We start from the raw sequence: 24,070 nt of genomic DNA, 5'->3' as shown, positions 1-24,070 counted from the left end.
TTTAATTCATGGAGCTATGTCCCCAAATATACCTCGATACGGGAAATCAACCGCTCTCTCACATCTTGCGCCTCTTTTTGATCTAATACAGCCTGGCTTATCGTCTTCTTTTCGCCACTGGCGTAATGCAGTACATACTGGGTCACTATGCATTCCGGTGCATAAGTATCCTTGCGATCCTTATTTAAATAAGTCACCTGGCAGCTTCCGAGAAAACAGAAAGATAGCTCACTTGTAGCTGTGAACAGCCAGCCTGGCAGCTTGGGCTCCAGTCTCAAGGATAGGCCCCTATGATCATAGCCAAACGGTTGCCCGCCGGTCATCATCCATATCCACATATGAATAAATTCTGCCGTAGATCCGCTCAGCCTCGCAATATATCCCGTTCCATGCAAACTTGCATCAGGATTAGCAATACTAGCAATAAAGGAGCTGTTCTCCAGCGTGCTTCTTCCGTAGACCTCTGGGTCCATAAAAGGCGGTAACGCTTTTTTAATGTCTGAAAAAAATTCAGTGTATAGACCCGCCCTTAAGCATTCAAGTAAATATTTATATTCCATATGCATAAATATAGATTCATTTTCCAGCCAACCCGGTGTAAAAGCTCTGGAACGACCGAGTTCGAATGGCTGCCCCGCCAGACTTTCATTCACCTTATACATGCCCAGCTTCCCGTCGTAAAGTCCACTCTGCCTGATTTGCCGATACAGCTTCTGCCCATTTACAATGTCACCAACCACTTTCATAGCCCGGGTCGGTCCCTCCAGAAAATATGGTGTATCCTTACGTTCGAAGGAATGTATGTTTACGAGCTTGTCTTCGCAGTCATCCTCCTGTACCTCGAATTCTCTGGCTTCATAATAAAAGAAGGTTGGGTATATCCCCTCACCGATAAGCAGAGCCTTATCCATCCCCTGTTGGAGCTTACGTTCAGCCTGGCGCAAAAACACCAGCACATCATCAAACGCTAGTGGTGTTTCTACCCCTTCAAATCCAAAACGAACTGTTTCTCGATACGCTTCTCTAGCATCCGAAATTCGTGACCAGAAGCTGTAATCCTTGCTTTCATTCCTGTAATCAGCCTCATCAGAAGCGTGGTAGTATTCCTCCATTGTGAGCCTCAGCTGTTGGATTAACTTAGCAACTTCTCGCGGCAACCGTAGCACAGAATCGCCCGAAAGCTTCACCTGTGCATTTATTAAAAATCTTACGAGTCGCTGTAATTCACACAGTTCACTGAATCCAGAAGCAAACAGCCCCGGAAGTCCGTTCATGGAATCATTCCATCCCGGCTTGCCCGCCTCCATCTCAATTCCCAAGCCCTCCGGGTCCAGCGTGGACAGCTTGATGGCTGCCAATGACAGCAGCTTTTCATATAAATTGGACTTATAAATCTCTCCGCTTCCATGTTCGGTTCGAACCCAATGAACATCGCGATCCCGGGCGTGCAGCTGAGCTTCTTTCTCCTTGCTCTCTACGACCGCCCCGTACTGACGGATACGTCCGTCCTTCATCTGCACGTATTTGTTTCGACGTGGCTGTACCCATGCAGGACTGTCGTAATACATGTACTCTCGGGTCGCGAGCAAGAGTTCCTCTTGTTTGTCTGGATAGATACTTAGATAACTTTCGATGAGATCCATGTTATAAGTCCAATGGTCGATCCAGAAACCTTCACCAAAATCAGCCTCATAGCATTGTTCGGAATGCTTGAGAGCTTCGGTTACAAACGTCTCAACCGTTTGCTTTAGCGCGATGTTGTCATGAATGATATGTTGAATCAGCTCACCCGGGGTGAACGACGATTGGAAAAAAGCACGCAAAGACGAATGATCTGCCACCTCCACCTGTCCTAGCAACGGTTCCAGCTCTCGTATTTGAAAGCTACACCCCTTTACAACAAGCGGATTATAGCCGTCTGGCTGAATCAGGCTCATAAACAAACGGATATTGAAATCTCCTACGCCGGGGTTAAACCACACATCATTTCTCCGGTTCTGGTTTGCATCGCGAAAATTACCATTTCCTTGAGAATAATATCCCGCCTGGAGCTTAAAGAAATTATAGTCCCGTTCCAGATCCCCATGCTTGCGCGAAAATACATGATATACAAATGGTTGCTCGGTGCCGTTATCCAGCAGCAATGGATAACCACCGCGTAACAGGTTATCCAGATAGTTCTGACGGCAGTATTCGTCAAATAACGGAATGGATGTCCGCGTTGCCATTTCATCCGTCAACTCTTCGATCAACGCTTTGGCTTCCTCCGCCTTCCGCTCAATATAAGACATGGTTGCAATTTCCGTAATCCGTTCATTAATAGAGTGAATATCATTCACATGCCCGATGATCGTACAGTGATTGACGGCAGTACCTGCCGCTAGTCGTGCTGTGTAGCCGCTAAACCCACAAGGCACTTTATTCGTCGTCACAGGCTGCTGTGAAACCAAGTCTTCGACGCGTGAATGGATAAAGCGATCCGGGAAGGTCAGTGCCGTATTTTCACCAAATATTACGGACGGATCGACAATTGGACTCAATAGCCTGGTCTTGCCCTCCTCCTCCACAAAGCTGTACATAAAATGTCCCGCTTCAATTTGATGAATCTCACTTGTATCCGCTGTACTTCCACGTACCTTATAGTAAGGAATGCTGTTGTTGAGATTATACACATCCATCCAGCTTTTCAGTGTATGTCCAAGCTCCTTGTATGCCCCATTATCAATACCGAAGGGCAACACGGCAGGCATGCCGTCCAGCACCTCCAGTTCAAGCTCTTGAGCGGAATGATTGACAATCTCCACCTTGCGCACCAAAGCAGCGTAACTTTCATGAGGAAGCGTGAAATATTGCACACGTACCTCAAGACCTGCGTCTGGATTGGAGCTATGTATTTCCAGCATGTGGCGGGATATCAGCATTTTTTGCTGTTCACGCTTCATAGGATGCACAGCCGAAAATGGCTCCACATAGTTCCACTCCCCCTGCATCTTCACCTTTAAAAACGTTCGAAAGCCATGTATCGGCACGAGACTATAGCTGCGGTTGGCCGGGAAAAACTCCATGATTGCTCCATTCTTATCCTCCACACCAAAGCTCGCAATTCCTTGTCCACGATTAACATAATATGCCCACAGAGGAATCCCATGAACCCCAGCAATACCGGGTAGAAAACTGGAAAAGGGCTTGACCTGCGCATAATTCTCAATCACAAAACGTCCTTGATCGTCAAAATAATACTGCTGCATCGTATCCCCCTTTTCTATTTAAAACCCGTTATTCGCCATCACTTGTTTGAACCACAGCGCACTTTGTTTGGGAGTCCGTTCCTGTGTGTCGTAATTGATGTGTATAATACCGAAACGTTTGCTGTATCCCCAGGCCCATTCAAAGTTATCGAGGAACGACCAGACAAAATAGCCCTTAAGCTGACCTCCCTCCCCAATAAAGCGATGGCATGCCTTTAAATGTTCCTCAATGTAATGCTGACGCTCAATGTCCTCAATCTTTCCATTCACCAGTTCGTCCTTCATCGCTGCTCCGTTTTCCGTAATCAGGATAGGTAATCCCTTGGTAAAATCCTTCTCAATCCGCGTTAGCAGCTTATAAAAGGATTCAGGGTGAATCTCCCATCCCATATCCGTTACCGGTTCCTCTATGGAAACCTGCTCGACCTGAAGCAACGAAGCGTCTGTAATCGCTCGAATGATGCTGCGGGCGTAGTAGTTGATGCCAAAAAAATCCCCTGGTTGCTGAATCAGCTCCATATCACCAGGCTGTACAAAATCCAATCCGTTCAAGTGCCCCCCGTACCATTCCACCATATCCTCAGGGTATTTCCCGTTAAACAATGGCTCGGCAAACCAACGATTAATAAAGCCATCCCGCCGGACAGCAGCGGCTACATCTTCGGGGTGTTCAGAGGCTGCATCGACATGCTCCATGTTTAGCGTAATACCGATGTTGCCCGTCAGGCCCTTTTCCTTGTGTAAATTCATGGCTATCCCGTGACACATCAGAATATGGTGAGCGGCAGTAAAGGCTTCCCTCCAGTTCTCATGGCCGGGGGCATGCTCGCCTGTGCCATAGCCCAAAATAGAGGCGCAATAGGGCTCATTTATCGTATTCCACCAGCTTATACGCTGTCCAAATCGATCCATGATTACAGAGGCATACGTTTTAAAATGTTGGATAATCTCTCGCTGCGTCCAACCGCCCTCGTCCTCAATCCACTGCGGTAAATCCCAATGATACAGCGTCAGCATTGGAATTAGCCCGGCCGACTCAATCTCATCCAGCAGACGCTCATAGAAAAGTAGCCCCTGTTCGTTAACCACGCCGGGTGCGGGAATAATGCGCGGCCAGGCCACGGAAAAACGGTAATGTAAAAAGCCAAGTTGCTTCATTAATTGCACGTCTTCCTTAAAGCGGTGAAAATGGTCACAAGCCACATCTCCGCAGTCCCCTCCTATCACCTTCCCGGGTGCTCGACAGAAAGTATCCCAAATAGAAGGCGTTCTCCCTTCCTCATCCACGCCACCTTCAATTTGATAAGAAGAGGTCGAAGTTCCCCACATAAACGTGGTGGGGAATGTATAGGTATTCTCACTCATACTCGGTATCATCCTTTCAGGAATCAAGACTTCACAGCTCCGGCCATTGCACCGCCGACAATAAAGCGTTGGAGGAAAATATACAAAATAACGAGCGGTAGTGTAACAATCAGAATGCCGCAAGCGAGCAGCGGCCAGTTGTTCATGTATTGTCCGTAGAAGGAGAACAATCCCTTGGTCACTGGCTGATAAGCAGGATCAGACAAATAAATAGTAGGACCTATAATGTCGTTCCACGCCCCAATAGCTGTCAAAATAATGCCTGTCGCCAACACCGGCTTCATCAGCGGGACAAGAATTGTAAACAAATATCGTGAATATCCGCACCCGTCCATTGCAGCCGCTTCATCCAGCTCTCGGGAGACAGACTTGATATATCCCACAAACATCAGGAAAGCGATGCCAGTACCTGTTGTTTTCAGCAAAATGAAACCAAGCTGGGTATTGTAAAGTCCCAGGCTATTAATGAGAGCAAATTGCGGAATCAGCGGATTCGGGAGATACATGGATATCAGAAAAAACACATAAAAGAAGGTGCTGAACTTAACATATCCCCGCGCCAGTGGAAAAGCTGCAAACACGGATATAATCAGCGTTAATAACGTAGATACGCCTGTATACAAAATGCTGTTCCACATGTATTGAGAGAAGTTTCCTTTTTCCCAAGCATCCATGAAATTCTCCAAGCGTATACTCTTGGCTAGAGCTACAGGGTCCATCAGATACTCACTTTGAGTCTTCATCGATACATTAAAAAGGTAGAAAAGAGGGAACACATACAACGAAAGCATGAGCAGTACGATAATGTAGCTCAGTATTTTGGCTCCTTTGGTACTGCTCATTACATTTCCACCTCTCTTCTACGTAAGTAATACAGGGCAATCATCGATACCGTAAACACGAACACGAACTGGATCATAGCAACTGCGGAAGCAAGGCCGTAATCTGATGTCCCAGAGCCAAAGGCTGTGGCATATACATCAAACGCAAGTGTCGTCGTGTTGAATTTACCACCTGTCAGCACATAAATAATGTCAAAGGTCTGCAATGCGCCGATAATGGACAGCAGCATATTGACGGTAAAGGACGGTGCAATCATCGGAAAGGTAATATTTTTGAACGCTTTCCATCCAGAGGCACCGTCCATATACCCTGCTTCATATAAGTCACTGGGGATAGATTGGAGTCCGGCTAAGAAAATAGTCATCGAGTAACCCATGTACATCCAAATTTGCACAAAAATAATCAACTCAAATGCAATATCGTAATCCCCGAAGAAGTTGGAGCTGGTTCCAAAAAAGTTCATCAAGGCTTGCGCAGGGCCCCCAAGCGGATTGGCAAGCAGCTGCCAGATCAGGCCGGATACCGTTACCCCGAGCACAACGGGTAGGAAAAATACAGAGCGATATAACACATCCCCTTTGAGCTTCTTATTAATAAGGATGGCCATGAACAGCCCCACTGCATTTTGAATCACAACCACCGCTACGGCAAAGTATAGGGAACGGCCAATGGAAGCGATGCGATCTCCAGAATCGGAGGAGGTGAAAAAGGTCGTGTAATTCTCGAATCCGATAAAATGCCACGTCTGCCCCGGAACCCCGGTAGCATCTGTAAAGGAAAAAAGCACGGTTACCATAGAGGGTCCAAAACCAAGAAGCAAATAGAGCAGCACCGGAATACTCAGCAAAAGATAGGGCATTATCCGGGCCGCACCCTTTCCGAAGGGATACATGGGTCTCACACCTTTTTACATTATTATGGGAGCTTTGCAGTTGCCCATTTATTTTCCTGTAAAATCTATAGATTTATTTAGGGGCTGCCGCATCCCAGTCTGCCTGAGATTTCTGGGCAAGCTCCAAAGGCGTCTTTAACGGACCGGCAGGCGCCAAAAATTCTGCATGTACGCTGGCTTCCTTAATGTACTGTCCAACATTCTTACGATTGATAAACAGCTGATCCCAAGAGAGCTTGAAGTTTTCCAGTGAAGGCTGGATTTCATTAACAAAGTCGCTGCTTATCTTCACATCAGACTGTGTTGGCAAAAATCCAGCAGCGTTCACGAAATCGGTATAGTTCTGCTTCTCGGAGAGCATTTCAAGCCATTTGATCGCATAATCCTTGTTTGGCGATTTTTCTAATACCATCCAGGTCATATCGTACTTGCCTGCAAGGTTTTTATTTTTGGCTGGATCGTTACTGCCCGGAATCGGGAAATAACCAAATTTCAGCTCTGGATTGGCTGTCTGGATCGTAGTTGCATCCCACGTACCATCCGCAATCATAGCTACACGCCCTGAAGCAAACAAACTTGGCAAGGTTCCATAGTCAATCCCCATAAATCCACCAATGGCGTTGTTCATTAAAACTTGTGTTTTTTCCAGCACTTCAAGCTGGGCGGGGTCTGTCAGCTTCGTCTTACCTGTCCACAGCCCTTTGATATATTCCAGCTGATCATCATGGATAGAGGCTTGAAGCCCTTGGACAGCAAGGTTAATAGGCCATACATCCTTACCGCCAAAACCAAGCGGTTCTACGCCATTATCCTTGAGCACCTTCATCACATTCACCAGTTCGTCCCATGTCGTTGGCACAGTAAGATTATATTTTTCAAAAATCTTTTTGTTGTAAAACAGACCTGTCAGGGCCACCTTTCCCATGTTTACACCGTATACTTTGTCGTTGTAGGTCATGGCATTTTTGACATCTGTAGGATTATAGTTTTTGATAAAAGCTTGATCCGACAGATCTGCAATGAGTCCTCCCTCAATCCACTGCTTCCACATCGGATCAGCTGCTCCCTTAGACCATTCCTGCGGTGCGCCTACGAAGCTGAATTTCAAAGGAATAATGTCTGCATCACCGGTTGAACCAGCATTCATACGCGTTTGCATCAGTTGATCATAAGTTGAATCAGCAGGAACCGTCGTATACTCCACCTGAACATCGGGATACTTCTCTTCAAACTTTTTATTAAATTCCTTTATATAGTTATTAATATTTTCTTGCTGCCAATGAATAATCTTTAACGTGACCTTTTTATTCCCGTTCTGTCCAGCTTCACCACCTTTGCCGCAAGCAGCCAATACCACTATTAAAGCGGTTACAACAAGTAAAGAAAAACACTTTTTCAGCATTGCAAAATTCCCCCTGTAATCTTAGAATAAATGCATTTACTTTTACGAAAGCGGTTTAGTTAATTACAGCTACTATTATGTATCGGATAGCCTGTATTTGTAAATAGAGATTTGTAAATTATCGAAAAAAACACAAATTATCGTTATTACTCTTTAAAATATTAGGCAACATCCTTTATTCGCACTGTTGACTCACTTCTATGAGGTAGCATAGAATACGAGTAATCATTAAGTTTGAAAAGCAAAGTCAATTTAACTAAATCAGTTTAGTTACGGAGGATTCCATGAATATAAAAACAATAGCTAGCATGGCAGGCGTTTCAGTGGCAACGGTTTCGAAAATCATTAACAATTATACGGACATCAGTGAGGAAACCCGGCAGCGGGTACTTAAAATCATGGAGGAAACAGGCTATAGACCCTCCTCCTCGGCTAAAACGCTTGCTACCAAAAAATCTAATCTGGTAGGCGTTATATTTGCCGGCAAGCTGAATGTTGATTTTAGTCATCCTTTTTTTGTAGATATCATAAATGTCTTCAAAAAACAGATTGGCTTGCTCGGTTACGATCTGCTGTTTTTTTCAAATGAGAAATTTCTGGATAATGGAGAGGACTATTTGGCTCGCTCGAAATATTTTTCAGTGGACGGGTGCATTATTATTGCTGGAGATGAGGTGGAGAAGAGTGTTTTTGATCTCGACGCCAGCCCTATCCCCTGCATCGGTGTCGATATTGAGCTAACCGGAGCTAGTTCCTGCTATATCATGTCCGACAATCAGAAGATTTCAATGAAGGTTGTTGAGCACTTTTACATGAATGGATACCGCGAAATGGGTTTTATAGGCATTGAACGCCCCTCCTTGGTTATTAAAGAGAGAGAGGAGGCTTTTATCGCTTCACTAAAACGGTTTAGTCTTGATGTCAGACCTGAATGGATCGTGTATGGTAAGGACTACGCGGCAGAAGATGGATACCAGATCGCGAAGACGTGGATACAGCAAGGAAATTTGCCAAAAGCTATTTTTGCGGCGACCGACTTACTTGCTTTTGGTGCCATACGTGCTTTCAAGGAAAGCGGCTTGAGGGTACCCGAGGATATTGCTGTAGTGGGATGTGATGATATAGAAGCCTGTCGTTATACCGAACCTCCACTGACGACGGTAAAACAAGACAAGCAAAAAATAGGCCGTCTAGCCGCTATGGTGCTGTTTGACCTGATGAATAAACAAATGGATACGAAATGTATTAAAGTAGAGCCGGAACTAGTCATTCGTAGCTCCTGCGGAGCCCGGCAACATTGGAACCATACGAAGGTCAAGAGTTAGCACATGCCTTAAAAAAGATGACTCCTGATAAATTCAGAAGTCATCTTTTTGCAATTTAATATTCAGAGACCCATCGCTTAATCTATTACTTGTAGGCCATCGTCGCCTTCACAGCCTTTTTCCAGCCTTCATACAAGCTTTCACGTGTTGCTTCATCCATATTCGGGGCAAAAGAGGTTTCCACCCTCACCCGCTTGCGAAGTTCATCCGTGCTCTTCCAATATCCAATAGCCAAACCTGCCAGACATGCAGCCCCCAGTGCCGTCGTCTCATGGATAACTGGCCGCTCCACTGTTGCATCCAAAATATCGCTCTGGAATTGCATCAGAAAATTGTTCAATACAGCTCCTCCATCCACCCGCAGTGTCTTCACTGCAATACCTGAATCAATCTCCATGGCTGTAAGCACATCCTTGGTCTGATAAGCAAGTGACTCCAATGTGGCGCGGATTAAATGCTCCTTCGTGGTCCCGCGTGTCAGGCCGAACATCGCTCCGCGCACCTCGCTATCCCAGTAGGGGCTGCCCAGTCCGACAAAAGCGGGTACAAGATACACTCCTTCTGTAGACGAAACACGGGCGGCATAAGGCTCACTGTCCTTCGCTTCACGGAACATACGCAGCCCGTCTCGCAGCCACTGGATCGCCGACCCCGCTACAAACACACTTCCCTCGAGTGCATATTGTACTTTGCCTTCCTCCAGTCCCCAAGCGATGGTCGTAATCAGACCGTGCTTGGATTCAACAGGCTGATCCCCCGTATTCATCAGCATGAAGCAGCCTGTGCCGTAAGTATTTTTGATCATCCCTTTTTCGTAACATGCCTGACCAAACAAGGCTGCCTGCTGGTCACCTGCTGCACCGGCGATCGGTACATTCTGACCAAAGAAATGATAATCCACGGTGTGCGCATATACCTCGGAAGAAGGTCTTACCTCAGGTAGCATGATTTTCGGAACATCCAGAATGTCCAGCAGCTCTTCGTCCCACTTTAGTTCATAAATGTTGTACATCAGCGTCCTGGCTGCATTGGAGTAGTCTGTTACATGTGCCGTTCCGCCGGATAATTTCCAGATCAGCCACGAGTCAATCGTACCGAATAATAGGTCACCTCGTTCTGCCTTTTCCCGAGCGCCCTCCACATGGTCCAGTATCCACTTTACTTTAGTGCCTGAAAAATACGGGTCGATCAACAGCCCTGTTTTGCTGTGAAACAGCTCCTCGTGCCCTTGCCGCTTCAATTCTTCACAGATGTCCGAGGTTTGGCGTGATTGCCATACGAGTACGTTATACACGGGCACTCCTGTATTTTTGTCCCACACAGCCACCGATTCTCGCTGATTGGTAATGCCGATGGCAGCCACTTGATTTGCTTTTACACCGGATTCGGAAAGACAGGAGGCAATGACTCCGAGAATAGAGCTCCAGATTTCATTCGCATTCTGCTCTACCCAGCCGGGATGAGGAAAATATTGCGGAAATTCTCGCTGAGCCGAGTACACTACATCTCCTTCGCTATTGAACAAAATCGCTCTTGAGCTTGTCGTTCCCTGATCTAGTGACAGAATATATTTTCCCATTGTTCATCTCTCCCCGTGTAAATCCATCGTTTTTACGCTGTAAGTTTGTGATCCGTTTTATGATTTTTATAAGTACGACTCATACGGAAGGTAATCAAAAGTACAATCACGATGATCCCTAGTAAAATCCAGAAAGCCGGAGTCACACTCCCCTTAAAAACAGCCTGATAAAATAGCCCTGCGAAAGATCCACCCAACAGCGGCCCTACAATGGGCACCCAGGCATATTTCCAATTGGATGCTCCCTTACCGGGAATCGGTAGTAAATAATGCATCAGACGCGGCCCAAAATCTCTCGCTGGATTGATGGCATAGCCCGTTGTGCCTCCAAAGGATAAACCGATACTGACAACCAAAAAACCCACAATCAGCGGTTTCAAGCCCCCTGTAAATGAATTGGCACCAAATGACTGCAGAGCAAGAACAAAGATGAAAGTACCTATCATTTCACTAAGCACGTTGGCAAACGGATGATCAATAGCCGGTCCTGTCGCAAATACACTGAGTTTGGTTGCTGTGTCCTCCGTCTCTTTCCAGTGAGGCCAATAATGCAAAACGACGATTATCGCACCCGCCATGGCCCCGAGAAGCTGAGCCACAATATAGCCGGGAACGTCCTGCCATGGAAAAATGCCCTGAAATGCCAACGCCAGTGTCACTGCCGGATTCAAATGCGCTCCGCTGATTTCACCCACTGCATACACCCCAATAGCAACCGCGAGCCCCCATCCCATTCCAATCACAATCCAGCCGGAAGCGTGAGCAAATGACTTTTTCAGAGACACCCCTGCGCACACTCCGCCACCTAGGGCAATAAGAATCATTGTCCCTATGAATTCGGCTGCGTATGGCGACATACAACCTACCTCCTCAATAGATCATCCGATTTCGATCGCTTTCATCGTGCAAAAAAAGAAAAGCCATCACAAACCAACCCTATGCTGTACCATGGGTGTCTGCGTGGCTCTCTTGTCTCCGTCACGATTATTAACTTAAATTTGATACTATATAAGCATGTAAGCGATGTCAACTACGGATTTACGTCTTTTCATAGCTTAAAATAATCGTTGACCATGTTAGTTTCTCCGATTTATGATGTAAAAAAATGGTTTAATGTAAGGGTTTCAGGATGAATACGACACTCCCAAACTCGATGAAGAAGGGAAGAATGTTATGCTGAAATTTCTGCAAAAAATCGGCAAGTCGTTAATGCTTCCAGTAGCCACTCTACCCGCCGCAGGGATTTTACAAGGATTAGCACTGATTAATTATGAAACGGATATACCACTTGGTCCCGGAGTTGGCGGATTTCTGAATCATTATGTCACTCCTTTTCTGAACGAAGGGGCAGGGGCCATCTTCGGTAACCTGGCGCTCATTTTCTCCATCGGTGTTGCCATTGGTCTGGCAGGCGACGCAGTAGCCGCATTATCGGCAGTCATTGCCTATATGGTGCTGACCCGTATTTTGGCGGCAGTGCCGGGTATATTTGCATATATTCCAGACGACGTCAAGCTGGACATGGGCGTATTGGGTGGTATTTTTATCGGTGGATGGTCTGCTTTTCTGTTTAAAAAATATCACAATATTCAGCTCCCAGATTGGCTTGGCTTCTTCTCGGGCAAACGTTTTGTCCCCATGATCACCGCCTTTACGACCATGATTCTGGCCATTCTGCTCGGTATGATCTGGAGTCCGATACAAGATGGGATTGCAGTCTTCGGCAACTGGATTGTCGGCTTTGGCGGAATCGGATCAATGATATTCATGATTGCCAATCGGCTGCTGATCCCGCTCGGTTTGCATCATGTGTTGAACTCGATCGCATGGTTTCAAATTGGTGACTACACCAATGCTGCCGGTGAGGTCGTTCATGGTGACCTGACGCGTTTTTTCGCAGGCGATACATCGGCGGGTATATTCATGTCCGGCTTCTTCCCCATTATGATGTTCGCTCTGCCAGCAGCAGCCCTCGCATTCATTCATACGGCCAAACCGGAAAAACGTAAAGCCGTCGCTTCCATTTTCATCGGTTCTGCACTGGCATCGTTCCTGACCGGAATTACCGAGCCCCTCGAATTTTCGTTTATGTTCATTGCACCATTGCTTTACGGCGTTCATGCTCTGCTGACAGGCCTGAGCGGCCTGGTCGTATACCTATTGGATGTCAAACTCGGCTTTTCTTTTTCAGCAGGACTCATTGACTATCTGGTCAATATGAAACTCTCCACCCACCCATTGCGAATGATCCCGGTCGGGCTTGTCTTCGCCCTCATTTATTACTTTCTGTTCCGATTCATCATTCTCAAATTCAACCTAAAAACTCCTGGGCGTGAAGATGATGTAGAAGACGGTCTCCTGTCTGAGGCTAACGAATCTGTACCCATTGGAAAGGCAAGCGCCACATCCGACACTCAGTCCAGTCAGGCAGGCAGAATACTAACCTATCTCGGCGGTTCAGACAATATTCAAAGCATTGATGCCTGCATCACACGGCTGCGTCTTGTCGTCAAAGACGACAAAGCGGTTAATGATCAAGCTCTCAAGCAGCTCGGAGCATCGGGAATCATCAGGCTTGGTAACGGTACCCTGCAGGTTATTTTCGGGACTCGGTCCGAAATTCTGAAAGATGAAATACAGCGATTGATGTAAGTAAGTTCAGGTTCACAAAAAGGGTATCTCTTCAATCATCGAGATACCCTTTGGGGTTGCCGTCAATACGCCAATAACTTAGATACGCCTAAATTATGATGTCATATATGCGTTGTTATCTGTATTATTTCTTTTAGGCATTTATCTTAGATCGGTGCTTTGCGCTCTTTTTTGTTTCAACAATAACCATTCACGACATACCTTTACCTTTATCTGCGCAAAGGCATAGACGATGCCGAAGGAGCATGCTACAGTCGTCAGATAAACCAAAAGCAGTGCCACAAATAAAGGAAGCTGACTTAGCAAATCACCGACCAAGCGCAGCACGATGACCAAAATAAATACGTTCGCTGTAAAGGCCCGGTACGCATAAGTAGATAACCATTTGTAATAGGGAAGTGAACGGGAATTTACGCTGATCAAATGTCTTGCCAGCATGTAAATCAGGAAAATCACTACCAAGCTGTACAAGGTCATGGATGGCTTCAGATAAATCAGATTTCCGAAGGACATATCCTCAAAACCAAAACCGAAAAATTCGTGATTTGTCCAAATGAGAATAAGAAGCATTACCGGAATGAGTATGAACTGAATCCGGCGAAGCACTCCGTCGAACTGTTTCTTATATACCCAAGCGATTCCACCTAGTAAAGCATAAATAAAATAACTAACGAAAAAGCGGTCAAGGTAACGCAGACTAATCGCATATGCTCCTTGGAATACGAAGGTATCGTACATCCATAGCCACGCTCCGAAGATCACGAAGCTCACAATAAGCAGCGGAATGACCCGCTTAGGCTTAGCCAAGTATTTGTAGCAGATGAAAATAAGGACTGGCATCAGCAATTGAAATTGCAACATCATCACCGTGTACCAAAACTGTGATGATGCATTACCGAGCACAAATGACTCGATGAGCGTCCGGAATGATGCAACGTGCTGATTAACCTGAATTTCCGGGAAGAAAATTAAGCCAGCCGCTGCCCACAGTAAATAAGGGATCACGAGCTCCCCGAATTTTTCCTTGTAAAAATGGGATACCTTCGTATGCTGATTATTTTTCACCATCCCATATACAATGGCAAAAATAAAGACTGGCGCAGTATACTTTACTATATTGAAAATGACGCCTAATAAGGCTAGGTTATCGTTAGTGTGTGCATACTTCAGAAACATCCCCAGAACGCTTTGCAAGATCGCTCCGCTGACGGCAAACACCTTTAAGATGTCGCTCTCATTAATATTAATATTCCGCTCTTCAGTGTTTTCCATAATACGCACTTCCCCTTTGACAGCTTTCCTGAAGCCAAATGGTCGTGCATTCCTCCCTTTTGCCGTTGATTATAGCTCCTTATTGCCGAGGATTCGAACGAGCTTGGGACCCGAAGAAGTTCGCAGCACCACAGTGCTGGCCCGTCTCTCAAGAATTTCGCGCAGGACGTAGGCACCGTCTCTTGTCTCCAATTGAATGTCAATTCGAACACCCAGATGCTCCAACTTGTGCACAAGTCTTTCAGCTACTGCATAATCAATAACCTCTGAACCATCTATAACAAGGTCAAGATCACTCGTTTCCTTCACAGTCGGGTATTGCGTTACTATTTCGAATCCTGCGCTCCCCGCTGGCCCCCAGCGCCAATCCGCCATCATTTCTGCTAACAAGTCCATCAACTGAAGGACAGGCTGCTGCCGTCTCTCTGTAGGCAAGGAGTTCCACATCTGACGTTTCACTATCGCATAGGGAGACACGAGCTGGGACACCCCCTTCGGGTCCAGGAATGCAGCTTCCCGTTGATTTCGCTCCTGTCCACGTACTCCGACGGGAATACAACCATCCGCCGACGGATCGGCTCGGCGAACGACCACAAAGGGGGTCCGCCTCAGCGAGGCGGTTACCCACTCCTTGTCTTCATATAAGGAGAGATATTTCAAATTGGACACTTCAATCAGATCATGTGGATGGATTACCATTGCTCCAAAAGCGCATCTCGAACGCCACGGGTTGCAGTCCGCCCACCCGCCATAGCTTCCTTAGTCTGCAATCGGAAGCTAAGGTCGCGGGGCGCTCCTTTTGTACTCTCGATTGCCTCGGAAACGGTCTTTTCCACGATGGCTACATCACTACTCTGTGGATCGTCTGCATGGATACCGCTCAGCATCTGATATAATGCCCCCAGAGTACTGTAGCTACGAACATCGTAGGCCATAGCTGGAACTTTCTTGGTAGCTTCTTCAAGCTCGGCAATCGTCCGCTTGGTAATCCGAGCAGCAGAAGCCTTGGACATGGCCTGAATATTGACCTTGCTGTCATCCAGTGCGATCAAACGATTCGATTGCAGCCCATGAGCGAGGAAGCCCCCGGAAATCGCGTTACCGACAATCACATCGATAACTGGATGGCCTTCTAATCTAGCGGTTGCGTAAGCATCTGCACTTGCAGCCAGGGCAAGACTGATACCGACCATTTCTTCCTTATAGCCATAGGCTTGACTGGGTACATCAATGATGGCAATGATCGGACGTTTGGTTTCTTTTTTCTCATCTTGACGGATTGCGTCCCTGATGATTTGAGCCACCGTCCAGCCTTCAAGCATACCAACCTCACCGTTTCTGACACGCGGGAATCGGTTGGAGGCATTCGGAACAATGGCGATATATCTGCACAGTTGTCCGTGCTTATCCACGTCTGCCGCAAGCACTGAAGGAACATCGCTGATTGGGTGAGCAATGCCCGTCAAGCGAGAGAACCAGCGATAACCTCTACTATCCGACATGTCGGCCGCACCCTCTTTTGCCAGCGGGACAGGCTGCTGCACAGGCTGTATCTGCGTGTAAAATTCGCGATAGCGCTCAGGTGTCCAAGCTTCTGTAGGATCAAGAGTGTTTAACAGGGTCAGATAGAAATCGATTTGCTCTGTTTTAGCAGGCTTCGCCGGTGCCTTGAGCGCAGTATCAATCGCTTCGACAACTGCATCCGTCGTATCTTCCACCATTTCGTCAATCAATCCGGTTTGGAAGCGCTGGTTAGCTCCGATTGTGTTCCAAATCAAGGCTTTGTCGCTTGCATCGAACTCCATGACCCCTGCTTCCTGCTCAATGACCTCCGGCCCGTTCAGACCGAGGCGCGCTTTCTTCGTAGCAATCAGAGTGGTAAACAATTCTGCAGTAATGGACATTCCCCCAAATGCCCCTACGCGGCCCGGGATCAGTCCGATAACAGGAACGTATTTACGCAGGGCAACGATCTGGGTAGCAATCTCCGAAATCGACAACAATCCATAGTTCGCTTCCTGTAGCCGAACACCCCCTGTATCGAAGATCATGACGGGATATAGTTTGTTCCCTCTCTTATTCTCTTCCAGTGCCAGTTCGAGCGCTCCGGAAATTTTGGCCCCGCTGACTTCTCCAATCCCCCCTCCTTGAAAAGCGCCTTCCATCGAAATGATCAAGACCTTCTGTTTGTGTATTTCGCCAAGAGCCAGAATAATCCCGTCGTCGCTCTGAGGAACAATGCCTTGCGGCTCTAGGTGGGGGGATTGGATTTTGTCTAACGGCCCAAGTATCTCACGGAAAGTCCCTTCGTCCAGCAGCGCTTTAGCTCTCTCGCGTCCATTCAGCTCCACAAAACTATTCTGCATAATCCAGCACCTCCAGCACTTGCGTAAATCTAAGCATTACTACACCCGGAGTAGCTCCGAAGTCATGAACTGTAATATTGGCAGTAATCGGATAACGGTTAAAAAAACGGGTCAGAACATTCTCCCATACTTGTTCAAATCCTTCACTGCCTGTTAAAATGCTGACGTTGGTGGTCTGGCCTTTTACAGGTTCTACAATAATCTCCAAATCTCCCGAACCGACAACACCTATATGTGCCGGCTTACAGATGGGCTTCGTAGTCTGGTATTGAAACTGTAATTTTTCCATCCTTCAGAAACACCTCCAATTAAAGTATCAATCGATTAGAAATAATGTGGCAGCTAGCAGATCGGCACTACCTCCGGGTGAGAGTTGTCTAACATTACAATACTCGGACAAGCGGTAGAGCAGCTTTCTGCCCGACTGGGTTCTTAATCCATCTGCTGCAAGGAAGGCTGCGGCCATACTCTGAATCGCCATCAGATCCGTCAACTGACCGCGGTGTAGGATGCAGGTATCATCCACACATGCCACCAAGGCCAATAAAGCTTCTAAGCGTGCTTCGACCTCTGTCTTCCCACAAGCCCTAGCGCGCAGCAAAGCAGGTAAAGCTTCGTCCCGGATGTGCGGAAAGCCTAGCTTCGCTTCTTCCTCTGCCCCCACTACCGCGTATTTCTTCTTAACCGTTCGTCCATTCGTATGCTGCATCGGACGGTACCGGTCATGGAACGATGCAATTCTTCCTGCAATGCTCATAATCTGATGTGGGTCCCGCTCCCTTGGAAAGGCTGCCCGTGCACTTGTTAAAAGCCCAAGGGCCCAAATGGCACCCTTATGTGTATTGACACCGTTCGTTGCACTGAGCATCACCTTCTCGCCCTCCCGCCCGATTAGAGCGATCTGCTCACGCAAAGTCTGGTCCACCGGGTGAAGGTATGACACAATGGCTATTTCCCGAAACGTATCCTCCAATGCTCTTGCGGATGCAAGCATAAGATCGATGGACATATCAGTATGAGAGCCATTGTCTCTGGCATCGACAAGTCCAGGCTTGGGCGTAAGAAGAGCCTCTTCCATCAGTGCCTTTACAGCTTTGGCAGCCAGAGAAGCCGCGAAAGCTGAATGATTCATCGTGAGCATGGCTTTAAGACCAGCTCCGGAATTTAGCCGGTGGATCATACAATCCGTCTGACCAATCTACGAGATCGTTAATCGTCTGTGCTGCCAGCATCGAGCGCTTGGCTTGTCTGCGCATGATCCCAAGATCCTCCGGATAGGCCACGATCCCTCTGTCACGCAACAGGCTTGCATCGCTTTCATTACTTTCCATTCCTAAAGGTGTTACGCCTCCGATTGCCGCGAGAGCCTTCTTTCTCTCCTCTATGCTGTCCGTCTTGTAGAGGTATGCAATGCCTTCCTCGGTAAGGACGTGGGTGACATCATCCCCGTAAATCATGATTGGCGTAATGGCGAGACCAGATTCATCCTTCACCTTGATGGCATCTAGCGAATCTACAAATACTGGCTTTTTGTTGGCACCGTATGTTTCAACCATCTGCACGACCAATTTCCGGCCTTTGGAGAGTTCCGTCGGGCGCTCGATCATGTCAAGCCAGGCAGGAGTCGCATGTCGCCGCCCCCGAGGATCATGCCCCATATTCGGCGCTCCTCCAAAACCGGACAATCTGCCGGAAGTAACGGTAGACGAATTACCTGCACAGTCCATTTGTAGCGTTGATCCGATAAACATATCTACAGCGAACTGGCCTGCAACCTGACACATCGCGCGGTTGGAGCGCATAGATCCGTCCTTGCCGACGAAGAACACATCTGAACGAGCCGCAATGTATTTCTCCATACCGACCTCGCCTCCAAAGCTGTGAATGCTTTCGACCCAACCCGATTCAATCGCCGGAATCAAAGTTGGATGCGGATTCAGGGCCCAGTGCTTGGCAATCTTCCCTTTCAGGCCAAGCTGTTCACCATAGGTCGGCAGCAAAAGCTCAATCGCTGCAGTATTAAAGCCAATGCCGTGATTAAGCGACTGCACCTGATGTTTTCCATAAATACCCTTGATCGCCATCATGCCCATCAGGATTTGCAGTTCAGTAATATTCTGCGGATCACGGGTAAACAGTGCTTCCAGTGCGTACGGTTTTTCGGCCTGTACAATGACGTCGACCCAGGACGCTGGAATATCGGTTCGCGGTAGCTCATCCACGATTTCGTTAACCTGCACGATTACGATCCCATCCTTGAAAGCCGCTGCTTCCACGATCGTCGGAGTTTCTTCCGTATTGTTTCCGGTATACAGATTGCCCTCGCGATCTGATTTGTCTGCCGCTACCAGCACCACATCTGGAATAAGGTCAATGAAGAGACGTCCGAACAATTCCAAATACGTATGGATGTCACCGAGCTTAAGTATCCCGTCATCAATCATTTGCGCAACACGCAGGCTTTGGGAGCCACTGTAGGAGAAGTCCAGCTTCCCGGCGATGCCCTTCTCGAAAATATCCAAATGTTCGGGTCTTGAAATGCTGGACATAATCATATGCAAATCATGCACTTTGCCAGGATCGACTTCCAGCAGCTTCTGGGAAAGGAAAGACGCTTGCTTCTGGTTATCTCCTTCCAGGACGACCTTCGCGCCTGGATCAATTAGCGCCTCCATCAGGTCGACAATTCGGGAGGAGTCGATGTATTTTCCGTCGAGCCACTTTTCCACCTTTCCTAACTTTTCCTGCTTTTTATCACGTTTTTGTGACCAGGATCGCAGTACTTTATTCATTCTTCTTGCTCCTTCCATTTTCTAATCAGATACTGAGTCGCTTCCAGACCGATCTCGTCCACGGCCATTTGCCGGGTATCCTTGTGGGCTTGCTTGACAAGTCTGGAAAGAGTATGACCCGGCGGCATCTCGATGAAACAGTCAGCTCCCGATTCGACGCAGACAGCCGCCATATCCATCCACCGAACGGGATATGCTACGTTTAGTGCAAGGTCCTCCGCGATTTTTTCCTTGGCTTTCGTCTTTCTGCCCGTATGATTCACCAAATATGGTATTTGAGCGTCCCGCAAAGAAAAAGTGTGTATTTTCAGCAATAGCTTATTGGCTACCTCTGACATCAGCAGGGAGTGTGAAGGAATCGGAACCTTCAGAAACGCCGTTTTAGCGGTCCCAAGCTCTTTCACATGCATAAATGCTTTATTTAACCCTACCAATGATCCGGATACGACGATTTGCTGCTCTGCGTTTATATTCGAGAGGTAGACTGGCGTCGCCTCACTATGGGAGAGAAGCACGGCTTGTTGAACCTCGGCCTGCGTAAGCCCAATAATCACACCCATTCCATAGCCTTCAGGAAAGGTTTCTTCCATCAACCGGGCACGGAGCCATACGATCCGAAGCGCATCCTCGAACGAGAGAACTCCCGCGATGACCGCCGCAGGAAATGCACCAATGGAATGCCCTGCCACGAATTGGGGCCGGATACCCTGCTCGATCAACCGGTAGGCTATTGCCGTCTCCTTAACGAAGAGTGCCATCTGAATCCAGACCGTTGAGCCCATAGCCTCCTCATCATCACGCAGTTCAGTTCCGATGATACTTGTTGCCTTTTTCACATACTCGGGTACATCTTGGAGCATTCCAGGAACCTGTGACCCCTGGCCGGGAAATGTAAAAACGATGTTCAGAATCTCACCACCTTTAGCGGATTCATTTTCTTTACATTGTTAATTGTAAGAAGTGAGTAAATACCTGTAAAATATATATATTCACATATGATCGATAACCTAGTGGTTATAAAGGAGATTTTTCACTATGGATTATTTGCAGCTTAAGTATTTTCAAGTGACCTCGAAGTATGAGCATGTCACACGTGCCGCGAACGAGTTGTTTATCTCACAGCCTGCCTTAAGTAAAATGATTAGAAACCTGGAGACGGAATTGGGTGTGCAGCTATTTGACCGCGAAGGAAAACATATCGTGCTGAATGAATATGGCAAGAAGTTCCTGAAAAGAGTGAACCAGTCGCTATCAGCGCTAGAGCAAGGCGTATCCGAAGTCAAAGAAATGAAGAACGAAAAGGTAGAGGTCATCACGTTATACGTCGCTGTCGGCTCTATGCTATTGCCCAACCTTGTCGGCAAGTTTCGCGATCTCTATCCTCAAATTAGATTCAACCTGACCCAGCACCCTGCGAAGATGAAGAAAGGACCGGCGTACGATTTTGCGATTACGTCCGAAGAGTTGGCGGACAACGAGCATGCGATCCTGCTGGAGGAGGAAATTTTGCTTGGCGTACCAAAATCTCACCCTCTGAGCGTTCAGGACACCGTATTCCTGAAAGATCTAGAGCATGAGAAGTTTATCAGCCTTACACCTGGTAATTCGCTTAGGAAAACAACGGACCTCTTTTTTACTCACATCCCTTTTGAACCCAACATCGTCTTTGAAAGTGATGATCCGGCTACGGTAAGAGGGTTGATTCAAACAGGACTTGGCATCTCCTTTATTCCTTCTATCCTGTGGAGGAACGTCGTAACCGAAGACATTAAGCTGCTTCAAATCAGGGAGCCTCGATGTACGCGAACAATCTATCTGTCCTTTCCTACTGGGGAACTGCACACCGATATAGAGAAATCGTTCTTCGAATTCATCATTAGATTTTTCCAAGATATTGCTCAGCATTGACGATTTAGATACCTTTTGACATAATATCTGCCTTATTGTTTTATCATTCTTCGGATTAGTAAGATCAATATCTTTAGAGTATTTAATTTCTATACATGCTTTGTTTCAATTTTTTTGTTTTTGGTTAAGTCAATGCACATAAATGGGTAACAGCTTCATATGATGGAGCTAAACCATTTACAACTTGTTTAGCAGGCAGATTATCTCAGACAGCAAGGAGGGAAATGATGTGAAAACAGTACAATGGCTGGTATTATGTCTTGCTTTTCTCACGATGTTCAGTGCTTGTAGTGGACCCTCGTTCTCTGAAAGTCAATCATCTGAAACTAATTTGTCAAACGGAAAAAAGATAACGCTTACATTGTGGTACTGGAACCGTTCCATTGACGATGAACTACTCGCCCAGGCGGAAAAACAATTTCCCAACATTGAATTAAAAACTCAAAAAATAGGCGGTGACTTCAAAGCCAAACTGAAGACAACGCTCGCAGCTCGTTCCGGTGAACCAGACATCGTAGCTCTGAACGATTGGATGGTGGAGCTGTTCCCCAGTGCGGATCGTTTTTATGACTTAAGGGAACTCGGAGCAGACCGCTTAAAGGATCAATATTTGGAATGGAAATGGAATCAGGGGATCACTCCTGATGGTAAAATGATCGCATTTCCCATGGATACAGGACCTACCGCCCTCTTCTACCGAAGTGATCTGTTTGAACAAGCAGGCTTGCCTAGTGATCCTGAAAAGGTTAGTGCCTCCATTCGCACATGGGATGATTACATGGCGGCCGGAGAACAACTTCGCCAGAAATTCGGAAGCCGTTCATTTTTGGCTGACAATATTGTAAACGTTTACAATCAGGTACTCGCTCAGCATACAAACCTTTACTTCAAGCCAGATGGCAGCTATATCGGCAATCAATCTCCTGACATCCGTCTGGGCTGGAAAACCGCTGTCGATTTCCACAAGAAGCATCTGCTCGCCAATGCGGATGGCTGGACTCCCGAATGGAACGCTTCAGTCAATAACGGCAAAATCGCCTCTTTTGTAGGGGCTATCTGGATGAAGCAAGTTCTCACAGAGGCCGCGCCGGATACAGCGGGTAAATGGAGAGTCGCCCGTGCTCCTGGAGGAGACGGCAACCTGGGTGGTTCTTTCATTTCTATCCTCAAATCCAGCAAACATCCCAAAGAAGCCTTTGAAGTGCTGACCTGGCTGCAAAACCCGGAACACCAGCTGGAAGCCTACCACAAAATCGGACTGTTCCCGTCCACTCCCGGCGTCTATAACGATCCTATCATGGGGACACCCGAGCCTTTCTTTGGTGGTCAGGCCACCGGACTCATCTTTGCCACCTCCGCACGTAATGTGAAAAGCAGCTATTTCGGCGAGCGCTATCCTGTCATCCACGGCATTGTGACCCGTCGTCTTGCTAATGTCGCCAAGCAGGATGCCAATTCCGATGCATTATGGACGGAAACAATGGATCGAATCGAACGGGAATTACAGCGGTAAAAACAAAATTCAAAAAAGGCGTGTGGACATTATGCTGAGAGAAATCTGGAAGCACCGTGCCGTTTATGCTGCGATCTCGCCGTTTTATCTACTGTTTGGCATCTTTGGACTGTTTCCGATTGGTTTTTCATTATATCTAGCGTTTCACAAATGGGACGGGATCGGAGACATGACCTACAACGGCTGGGGCAACTTTCGCTACCTTGTAACAGATCATGAATTTTGGCAGGCTGTAGGCAACACCTTTGTGATCTGGGTGTATGCAACGATTCCGATGCTATTCTTCGCACTGATTATTGCCTTTCTGCTTTATGCCCCTTTTGTGAAAATGCGTACCTTATGGCGAGTCGGATTCTTCCTGCCAAATGTGACGTCTATTGTAGCTGTTGCCATCATATTCGGTGCCTTATTTGCCAACAATTTTGGATTTCTTAACTACCTTCTGCAACTCATGGGGCTACCCATGGTTCAATGGCTGAATGTGCCCTGGGGTATCCAAATCGCCATTTCTTCTATGGTCGTATGGAGATGGATGGGCTATAACTCAATCATCTATCTGGCTGGACTCCAGAGTATTCCGCATGTGCTGTATGAGGCCGCCAAAATAGACGGGGCAACCGGAGCGCAAGCTTTTTTCCGCATCACTATCCCCATGCTACGCCCAGTCATTCTGTTTACGGTGATTACGTCCACCATCGGCGGTATGCAGCTCTTCACCGAGCCACAGGTCCTGGTCGGTAATGACGGCGGTTCCGGGGCAAGTGGCATGACCATCGTTTTATACCTGTATCGCGAGTCGTTCATTAACAACTATTTTGGATATGGTGCAGCCGTCGGATGGGGCATGTTCCTCATCATTGCTCTATTCTCCATCATAAACTGGAAACTCGTTCAAGGTAAAAAATAACGATGG

19 protein-coding genes are annotated in these 24,070 nt (G+C 47.1%); 5 read left to right on the top strand and 14 right to left on the bottom strand.

Going from position 1 to position 24,070, the window contains the following annotated elements:
• Positions 1–14: 14 nt before the first annotated feature.
• The 5 genes from MHB54_RS19520 to MHB54_RS19500 form a co-directional block, all read right to left on the bottom strand.
• Positions 15–3,248, bottom strand: coding sequence for a cellobiose phosphorylase (locus MHB54_RS19520; protein WP_071558349.1), 3,234 nt, complete (start codon positions 3,246–3,248; stop codon positions 15–17).
• Between the two features lie 18 nt (positions 3,249–3,266).
• Positions 3,267–4,613: a GH1 family beta-glucosidase gene (locus MHB54_RS19515; protein ID WP_071558348.1), complete on the bottom strand. Its 1,347-nt coding sequence runs from the start codon at positions 4,611–4,613 to the stop codon at positions 3,267–3,269.
• Between the two features lie 23 nt (positions 4,614–4,636).
• The gene (locus MHB54_RS19510) at positions 4,637–5,455 is read right to left on the bottom strand and encodes a carbohydrate ABC transporter permease (protein ID WP_025721486.1); all 819 of its coding nucleotides are present in this window, start codon (positions 5,453–5,455) and stop codon (positions 4,637–4,639) included.
• Positions 5,455–6,348 carry a carbohydrate ABC transporter permease gene (locus MHB54_RS19505; protein ID WP_034095085.1) on the bottom strand — a complete coding sequence of 298 codons (894 nt, stop codon included), beginning with the start codon at positions 6,346–6,348 and terminating at the stop codon, positions 5,455–5,457. The genes MHB54_RS19510 and MHB54_RS19505 overlap by 1 nt, the downstream gene beginning before the upstream one ends.
• Positions 6,349–6,421: 73 nt before the next feature.
• A complete protein-coding gene (locus MHB54_RS19500) occupies positions 6,422–7,750 on the bottom strand; it encodes an ABC transporter substrate-binding protein (RefSeq protein WP_071558347.1) in 1,329 nt (442 codons plus the stop codon).
• Between the two features lie 284 nt (positions 7,751–8,034).
• On the opposite strand from MHB54_RS19500, the gene MHB54_RS19495 reads away from it, so the two are divergent.
• On the top strand, positions 8,035–9,075 hold the full coding sequence (locus tag MHB54_RS19495) for a LacI family DNA-binding transcriptional regulator (RefSeq protein ID WP_071558346.1): 1,041 nt from the start codon (positions 8,035–8,037) through the stop codon (positions 9,073–9,075).
• Between the two features lie 85 nt (positions 9,076–9,160).
• On the opposite strand, the gene glpK is transcribed toward MHB54_RS19495, so the two are convergent.
• Positions 9,161–10,654 (bottom strand): glycerol kinase GlpK, encoded by a 1,494-nt coding sequence (gene glpK, locus MHB54_RS19490; protein ID WP_103744880.1) that lies wholly within the window; start codon positions 10,652–10,654, stop codon positions 9,161–9,163.
• Between the two features lie 32 nt (positions 10,655–10,686).
• On the bottom strand, positions 10,687–11,511 hold the full coding sequence (locus MHB54_RS19485) for an MIP/aquaporin family protein (protein ID WP_028541560.1): 825 nt from the start codon (positions 11,509–11,511) through the stop codon (positions 10,687–10,689).
• 316 nt (positions 11,512–11,827) lie between these two features.
• Here MHB54_RS19485 and MHB54_RS19480 point away from each other — a divergent pair, with 316 nt between their 5' ends.
• Positions 11,828–13,306 carry a PTS transporter subunit EIIC gene (locus MHB54_RS19480; protein WP_028541559.1) on the top strand — a complete coding sequence of 493 codons (1,479 nt, stop codon included), beginning with the start codon at positions 11,828–11,830 and terminating at the stop codon, positions 13,304–13,306.
• A gap of 141 nt (positions 13,307–13,447) precedes the next feature.
• On the opposite strand, the gene MHB54_RS19475 is transcribed toward MHB54_RS19480, so the two are convergent.
• The 7 genes from MHB54_RS19475 to MHB54_RS19445 all read right to left on the bottom strand — a co-directional run bounded on the left by MHB54_RS19475 (position 13,448) and on the right by MHB54_RS19445 (position 20,596).
• On the bottom strand, positions 13,448–14,578 hold the full coding sequence (locus tag MHB54_RS19475) for an acyltransferase (RefSeq protein ID WP_023989986.1): 1,131 nt from the start codon (positions 14,576–14,578) through the stop codon (positions 13,448–13,450).
• Between the two features lie 69 nt (positions 14,579–14,647).
• Positions 14,648–15,277: a malonate decarboxylase holo-ACP synthase gene (locus MHB54_RS19470; protein ID WP_264454642.1), complete on the bottom strand. Its 630-nt coding sequence runs from the start codon at positions 15,275–15,277 to the stop codon at positions 14,648–14,650.
• Positions 15,271–16,944, bottom strand: coding sequence for a biotin-independent malonate decarboxylase subunit beta (gene mdcD, locus MHB54_RS19465; RefSeq protein WP_053325981.1), 1,674 nt, complete (start codon positions 16,942–16,944; stop codon positions 15,271–15,273). Before mdcD ends, MHB54_RS19470 begins: the two co-directional genes overlap by 7 nt.
• Positions 16,934–17,233, bottom strand: coding sequence for a malonate decarboxylase subunit delta (locus MHB54_RS19460; RefSeq protein WP_023989989.1), 300 nt, complete (start codon positions 17,231–17,233; stop codon positions 16,934–16,936). Before MHB54_RS19460 ends, mdcD begins: the two co-directional genes overlap by 11 nt.
• A gap of 27 nt (positions 17,234–17,260) precedes the next feature.
• Positions 17,261–18,085 carry a triphosphoribosyl-dephospho-CoA synthase gene (locus tag MHB54_RS19455; RefSeq protein WP_076264941.1) on the bottom strand — a complete coding sequence of 275 codons (825 nt, stop codon included), beginning with the start codon at positions 18,083–18,085 and terminating at the stop codon, positions 17,261–17,263.
• Between the two features lie 4 nt (positions 18,086–18,089).
• Positions 18,090–19,736, bottom strand: a complete 1,647-nt coding sequence (mdcA, locus tag MHB54_RS19450) for a malonate decarboxylase subunit alpha (RefSeq protein ID WP_023989991.1) — start codon at positions 19,734–19,736, stop codon at positions 18,090–18,092.
• A complete protein-coding gene (locus MHB54_RS19445; RefSeq protein ID WP_023989992.1) occupies positions 19,733–20,596 on the bottom strand; it encodes an ACP S-malonyltransferase in 864 nt (287 codons plus the stop codon). Before MHB54_RS19445 ends, mdcA begins: the two co-directional genes overlap by 4 nt.
• Before the next feature lie 175 nt (positions 20,597–20,771).
• On the opposite strand from MHB54_RS19445, the gene MHB54_RS19440 reads away from it, so the two are divergent.
• From MHB54_RS19440 to MHB54_RS19430, 3 genes are all read left to right on the top strand, one after another.
• Entirely contained in the window at positions 20,772–21,644 is an 873-nt protein-coding gene (locus MHB54_RS19440) for a LysR family transcriptional regulator (RefSeq protein ID WP_023989993.1), read from the top strand.
• Positions 21,645–21,873: 229 nt separating this feature from the next.
• Positions 21,874–23,157: an ABC transporter substrate-binding protein gene (locus tag MHB54_RS19435; protein WP_023989994.1), complete on the top strand. Its 1,284-nt coding sequence runs from the start codon at positions 21,874–21,876 to the stop codon at positions 23,155–23,157.
• Positions 23,158–23,188: 31 nt separating this feature from the next.
• Complete coding sequence (locus tag MHB54_RS19430) at positions 23,189–24,064, top strand: carbohydrate ABC transporter permease (protein ID WP_034095207.1); 876 nt, start codon at positions 23,189–23,191, stop codon at positions 24,062–24,064.
• Positions 24,065–24,070 lie beyond the last annotated feature (6 nt).

Origin of the sequence: Paenibacillus sp. FSL M7-0802 (assembly GCF_038004945.1) — a bacterium.
Classification (GTDB): domain Bacteria; phylum Bacillota; class Bacilli; order Paenibacillales; family Paenibacillaceae; genus Paenibacillus; species Paenibacillus polymyxa_B.
The sequence above is the reverse complement of the archived record's forward strand: the minus strand, read 5'-3'. Positions and strand labels throughout refer to the sequence as shown.

Excerpts from the sequence above, each read along its gene's own strand:
- MHB54_RS19475 (WP_023989986.1), bottom strand. The coding sequence starts at position 14,578 with ATGGAAAACACTGAAGAGCGGAATATTAATATTAATGAGAGCGACATC.
- MHB54_RS19470 (WP_264454642.1), bottom strand. The coding sequence starts at position 15,277 with ATGGTAATCCATCCACATGATCTGATTGAAGTGTCCAATTTGAAATAT.
- glpK (WP_103744880.1), bottom strand. The coding sequence starts at position 10,654 with ATGGGAAAATATATTCTGTCACTAGATCAGGGAACGACAAGCTCAAGA.
- MHB54_RS19430 (WP_034095207.1), top strand. The coding sequence starts at position 23,189 with ATGCTGAGAGAAATCTGGAAGCACCGTGCCGTTTATGCTGCGATCTCG.
- MHB54_RS19505 (WP_034095085.1), bottom strand. The coding sequence starts at position 6,348 with ATGTATCCCTTCGGAAAGGGTGCGGCCCGGATAATGCCCTATCTTTTG.
- MHB54_RS19440 (WP_023989993.1), top strand. The coding sequence starts at position 20,772 with ATGGATTATTTGCAGCTTAAGTATTTTCAAGTGACCTCGAAGTATGAG.
- mdcD (WP_053325981.1), bottom strand. The coding sequence starts at position 16,944 with ATGCAGAATAGTTTTGTGGAGCTGAATGGACGCGAGAGAGCTAAAGCG.
- MHB54_RS19515 (WP_071558348.1), bottom strand. The coding sequence starts at position 4,613 with ATGAGTGAGAATACCTATACATTCCCCACCACGTTTATGTGGGGAACT.
- mdcA (WP_023989991.1), bottom strand. The coding sequence starts at position 19,736 with ATGAATAAAGTACTGCGATCCTGGTCACAAAAACGTGATAAAAAGCAG.
- MHB54_RS19495 (WP_071558346.1), top strand. The coding sequence starts at position 8,035 with ATGAATATAAAAACAATAGCTAGCATGGCAGGCGTTTCAGTGGCAACG.
- MHB54_RS19445 (WP_023989992.1), bottom strand. The coding sequence starts at position 20,596 with ATGCTCCAAGATGTACCCGAGTATGTGAAAAAGGCAACAAGTATCATC.
- MHB54_RS19480 (WP_028541559.1), top strand. The coding sequence starts at position 11,828 with ATGCTGAAATTTCTGCAAAAAATCGGCAAGTCGTTAATGCTTCCAGTA.
- MHB54_RS19485 (WP_028541560.1), bottom strand. The coding sequence starts at position 11,511 with ATGTCGCCATACGCAGCCGAATTCATAGGGACAATGATTCTTATTGCC.
- MHB54_RS19520 (WP_071558349.1), bottom strand. The coding sequence starts at position 3,248 with ATGCAGCAGTATTATTTTGACGATCAAGGACGTTTTGTGATTGAGAAT.
- MHB54_RS19510 (WP_025721486.1), bottom strand. The coding sequence starts at position 5,455 with ATGAGCAGTACCAAAGGAGCCAAAATACTGAGCTACATTATCGTACTG.
- MHB54_RS19455 (WP_076264941.1), bottom strand. The coding sequence starts at position 18,085 with ATGCTCACGATGAATCATTCAGCTTTCGCGGCTTCTCTGGCTGCCAAA.
- MHB54_RS19460 (WP_023989989.1), bottom strand. The coding sequence starts at position 17,233 with ATGGAAAAATTACAGTTTCAATACCAGACTACGAAGCCCATCTGTAAG.
- MHB54_RS19500 (WP_071558347.1), bottom strand. The coding sequence starts at position 7,750 with ATGCTGAAAAAGTGTTTTTCTTTACTTGTTGTAACCGCTTTAATAGTG.